5 protein-coding genes are annotated in these 4072 nt (G+C 60.2%); 2 read left to right on the forward strand and 3 right to left on the reverse strand.

What is annotated here, in order from left to right:
- Window positions 1-297 precede the first annotated feature (297 nt).
- Window positions 298-666 carry a hypothetical protein gene (locus QOC89_RS28265; protein ID WP_323048050.1) on the reverse strand — a complete coding sequence of 123 codons (369 nt, stop codon included), beginning with the start codon at window positions 664-666 and terminating at the stop codon, window positions 298-300.
- A 463-nt stretch (window positions 667-1129) separates the two neighbouring features.
- On the opposite strand from QOC89_RS28265, the gene QOC89_RS28270 reads away from it, so the two are divergent.
- Complete coding sequence (locus tag QOC89_RS28270; protein ID WP_323048051.1) at window positions 1130-1891, forward strand: phytanoyl-CoA dioxygenase family protein; 762 nt, start codon at window positions 1130-1132, stop codon at window positions 1889-1891.
- A gap of 60 nt (window positions 1892-1951) precedes the next feature.
- Here the strand turns inward: QOC89_RS28270 and QOC89_RS28275 are convergent, their stop codons facing one another.
- Window positions 1952-2158: a DUF3185 family protein gene (locus tag QOC89_RS28275; RefSeq protein WP_323048052.1), complete on the reverse strand. Its 207-nt coding sequence runs from the start codon at window positions 2156-2158 to the stop codon at window positions 1952-1954.
- Between the two features lie 220 nt (window positions 2159-2378).
- Here QOC89_RS28275 and mgrA point away from each other — a divergent pair, with 220 nt between their 5' ends.
- Window positions 2379-3422, forward strand: a complete 1044-nt coding sequence (gene mgrA / locus QOC89_RS28280; RefSeq protein WP_323048053.1) for an L-glyceraldehyde 3-phosphate reductase — start codon at window positions 2379-2381, stop codon at window positions 3420-3422.
- Between the two features lie 191 nt (window positions 3423-3613).
- Here the strand turns inward: mgrA and QOC89_RS28285 are convergent, their stop codons facing one another.
- Window positions 3614-3799, reverse strand: coding sequence for a hypothetical protein (locus QOC89_RS28285; RefSeq protein ID WP_120297341.1), 186 nt, complete (start codon window positions 3797-3799; stop codon window positions 3614-3616).
- Between the last annotated feature and the right edge of the window lie 273 nt (window positions 3800-4072).

Below are 4072 nucleotides of genomic sequence, written 5' to 3' on the forward strand. Positions count from 1 at the left end.
GCACTGAACCGGTCGCCGCGCTCGTGGATTAAGCGCAGTCCGCTTCAGCAAAAAAGACCCCGCCGGCGCGAGCCGGGCGGGGTTTTTTTATTGCCATCGAATGGATACGCTGTGTGGCGGGTGATGAAGGCGTCAACGCAGCCGCAGCGGTCCGTATCCGCTTGCGGGCGTGGGGGCGTTGTTCGAGGCCGACTCGGCGGTCCGCTCTCGATGACTCGCCTGGCGCGCATTCACAGCGCAGTCGCCTATTCGGCCGCTGATTCAGCGGCCGTCAAAACCTTCCATCGAGTCGCTCATTCAGCGACTCGCAAACGCGAACGCAAACCAGCCGGTGCTGCCGTTCGTCGACATACGTCGTGGGCGGCGGCTTGAGTTTTGCGGCGCGGCTACCGGCGCAGTTGGCTTGGCGGTAAGGCGCAGCGGCGTCGGTTTGCGCAGCAGCGTGCGCAGCGAAAAGCGGCGCGAACCGCCTCGCAGGCGTAATGCTGAGAAGAAAGTGTGGAACCACGTGCGAATGCCGTCGACCGCTTTGGCTTCACGCCATTGTTCGCCTAATGCGCGAGTGCGAGTGGCATGGTGACGCAGCGCACGCACGACATGGCGGCGCGCCGGACGCGCCGCTTTCAGCGCGGCGCGGGTAAGACGGGTGCTCAGAAGAGTATGCATGGCTTCACAGGTAGGCAACGTGTCGCGCGACGGAGTGTGCGCCAGAATGAGCACCAAATGTGCCAATGGCGGTGTCGCGAAGGACGACGCGAGAGCCCGGAATTCGACTGATAAGAACGCGAAAGACGGCGGAGTCGGCCACAGCGGCCTGTGTGCGCCGTAAAAGTGCGGGAAGAGCGATCAACATGTGTGAAAGGCTACACGTGATTCGTGACGTCAGAAAGTCCGTTTTTACCCTGCGAGTACGGGTTTTTACGGGTAAAACGTGAGGTGCCGCGCTCGCTGGGTCGTGCCCTTTGCGGTCGATTATCGTGCGAGCTTGCCCTCACACCGTGCTCTGCCAATCGGCTTTCGCATGAAAGTAGTGCGTAAGGCGGCGGCTGCTCGCAAGGCGAAACTGCGCGCAGTCCGATCGCGCCCGTTTTACAATCGAGCATCAGCTAGTCGAAAGTCACGGAACACCATGTCACTTCATTCGAAGAAAGAGCAGATTCACACGTTGCGAGAGCAGGGTTTCGTTGTCGTGCCCGGATTGGTGTCGCCGGAGCGCTGCGGCGAACTGAAGCAGATTGCGGAGCGCCAGTTGCAGGAAGCGGTCGCGCCGATCGAGTTCGAAGCAGATCTGCAGTATCCGGGCGCGCCGGAATCCAAACATGCGCCGGGCGGCCACACGGTGCGCCGCTTACTGGACGCATATGGCCGTCATCCGAGTTTTGCGCAATGGGCGACCGCGCCGGAAATTCGTGGCTGGATGGAGTTGTACTTCGGTGAAGAGCCGCGCTTATCGCGGGCGCATCACAATTGCATGATGACCAAGCACCCTGCTTATGGCAGCCTGACCGGCTGGCATCGGGACGTGAGGTATTGGTCGTTCGAGCGTGACGACCTGGTATCGGTGTGGGTCGCAGTTGGTTCGGAGACGGTCGATAACGGCGCATTGTGGTTTGTGCCGAAGTCGCACGGCGCTGCCTTCACGTCCGAGCGCTTCGACGAAGCCAAGTTTTTCCGCTCCGATCTGGAAGAGAATCAGGCCTTGATTCGCACCGCCGTTTCGCCCGAACTCAAGGCCGGCGACGTGGTGTTCTTTCATTGCAACACGTTGCATTCTGCGGGCAAGAACCTCAGCGATCAGGTGAAGTTTTCTTTGGTGTTTACCTATCACGGAGCGAGCAATGTGCCGCTGCCGGGATCCCGCTCGGCGGCCAAGCCGGAAATTGCCTTCTAGGTTCTTAACCTGGCGCGGCGCGAATCTGTGTTGGTCTCGCGCCGCGTAGGCATCGGCGCGCTACCGCTTGCGCCCTGAAACCGCCACCCCGGTCAGGCCGGCAATCGTGGCGACAACGCCGCCCACAATCAGCATGATCGCCTTGTTGGTCGGCGATCCGGTAAACACGCGCGATACCTCGCTGCTGACCGAGTTGAACGCCTGCCCACCGAAATACAACAACACGATACCGCCGACAACCAGCGCGATTGAAATCGCCTTCGTCATGAAATCCACCTCTTCGAGAAGCCTTGATCGGCCAAAGTGTAGGGGAGCTGCAAGCAATCGTCCATCCCGCATGCTGGGCGTCTGCAGGCATCACGTCGATTGGCTACCATAGGGGTCTAGCGTCACTCATACCTAAACATAGAATCCGCACGCCTCTCGCAGCATGTGATTTCCTCACGCCCGCAACCGCCGGGCGACTTCACCATCAAGGACACTAGCAATGGCTTACGAAGCAGCTTCAGAACGCTATTCGGACATGCAATACCGCGTCTGCGGCAAATCGGGTCTCAAACTGCCGGCGCTGTCGCTGGGCCTGTGGCACAACTTCGGCGACACCACACCGATCTCCACGCAGCGCGATATCCTGCGCACGGCCTTCGACCTGGGCGTCACTCACTTCGACCTCGCCAACAACTACGGTCCCCCGTACGGCAGCGCCGAAACCAACTTTGGCCGTCTCTTCAAAGATGACTTCAAGCCGTATCGCGACGAACTGCTGATCTCGTCGAAAGCAGGTTGGGACATGTGGCCGGGTCCCTATGGCCAGGGTGGCGGTTCGCGTAAGTACGTGCTGGCAAGTCTCGATCAGAGCCTGCAGCGCATGGGCCTCGATTACGTCGATATTTTCTATTCGCATCGCTTTGATGCCGATACGCCGCTCGAAGAAACCGCCGGTGCATTGGCGAGCGCCGTGCAGCAAGGCAAGGCGCTGTACATTGGTATTTCGTCGTACTCGGCAACCAAGACGCTCGAAATGGCCAGGTTGCTCGCCGAGTACAAGGTGCCGCTGCTGATCCATCAGCCGGCGTACAACATGCTCAACCGCTGGATCGAGCGCGAACTGCTGGATACGCTCGAGAAGGTCGGCGCCGGCGCGATCGCGTTCACGCCACTCGCGCAGGGCTTGCTCACCGGCAAGTATCTGAACGGCGTGCCGGAAGACGCGCGCGTCAACAAGCCGGGCGGCGGCTCGCTGAAGCAGGAGCATCTGAGCCCGCAAAACATCGAGCACGTGCGCAAGCTCAATGACATCGCGCAGCGTCGCGGACAAAGCCTCGCGCAAATGGCGCTCGCATGGGCGCTGCGTGATCCGCGAGTGACGTCCGTGCTGATCGGCGCGAGCCGCGCGGAGCAAGTGCGTGAGAACGTCGGCGCGCTGAAGAATCTCGCGTTCTCGAAGGAAGAGCTGGCTGAGATCGACCGCTATGCAACGGAAGGTGGCGTCAACCTGTGGGAAAAGCCTTCGACCGATCAGGCGGTCTGATCGCAGAGCGCTTCGACGGTAGAGATTTGTCGTAGCAATAGAAAAGCCGCCCGCTTGGGCGGCTTTTTTGATCAAGGCATTCAGGTACGCACGTTTCCCACGCAGCGACCGAAGAGACTGCGCGTTCAGTCGACCGAACTATCCGGATCGAACTATCCCCGAAGCGTCCAGGCCGTCTTCGCCGGACTCCGCTACACCAGCGCAGGCAAGCCCTCGACCAGCACGACCGCGAACACCACGCCGATCAGCGCGCCGAGCACGCGTAGTGCGTTGTGACGCAACTCCGTCTTGCAGGGAAGCGCGCCGACAAACAGAGCGCCGGCCAACGCCATCGGGATGACCAGGATGAAATCGCCAATCGTGAAGTAGGTCGTCATACTTGTCTCCTTGTCTAATATCGGCGCGGACAGCGGCTCTATTTCTGGAGTCATGCACTGCCAACGCCTGAATCGAGTATAGGCGACGGATAGATCAACATAACAAGGGCATGCGGCGCTGCAGCGCGTCTTCGCAAGCTGCTGAACCCAATGCCGCAAAGGCCGCTGCGATTGACGCGGCGCAGCAAAAGCGGCGTAAAAAATGAAGCGTTCGCTTACATTGGGCTTTCTTTTTTAAGCATTTTGATGCGTAGCGGATTGTTCTCGTCGGCT

It is taken from the genome of Paraburkholderia sp. (genome assembly GCF_034668105.1).
Lineage (GTDB): Bacteria > Pseudomonadota > Gammaproteobacteria > Burkholderiales > Burkholderiaceae > Paraburkholderia.

Excerpts from the sequence above, each read along its gene's own strand:
- QOC89_RS28285 (WP_120297341.1), bottom strand. The coding sequence starts at position 3,799 with ATGACGACCTACTTCACGATTGGCGATTTCATCCTGGTCATCCCGATG.
- QOC89_RS28270 (WP_323048051.1), top strand. The coding sequence starts at position 1,130 with ATGTCACTTCATTCGAAGAAAGAGCAGATTCACACGTTGCGAGAGCAG.
- QOC89_RS28265 (WP_323048050.1), bottom strand. The coding sequence starts at position 666 with ATGCATACTCTTCTGAGCACCCGTCTTACCCGCGCCGCGCTGAAAGCG.
- QOC89_RS28275 (WP_323048052.1), bottom strand. The coding sequence starts at position 2,158 with ATGACGAAGGCGATTTCAATCGCGCTGGTTGTCGGCGGTATCGTGTTG.
- mgrA (WP_323048053.1), top strand. The coding sequence starts at position 2,379 with ATGGCTTACGAAGCAGCTTCAGAACGCTATTCGGACATGCAATACCGC.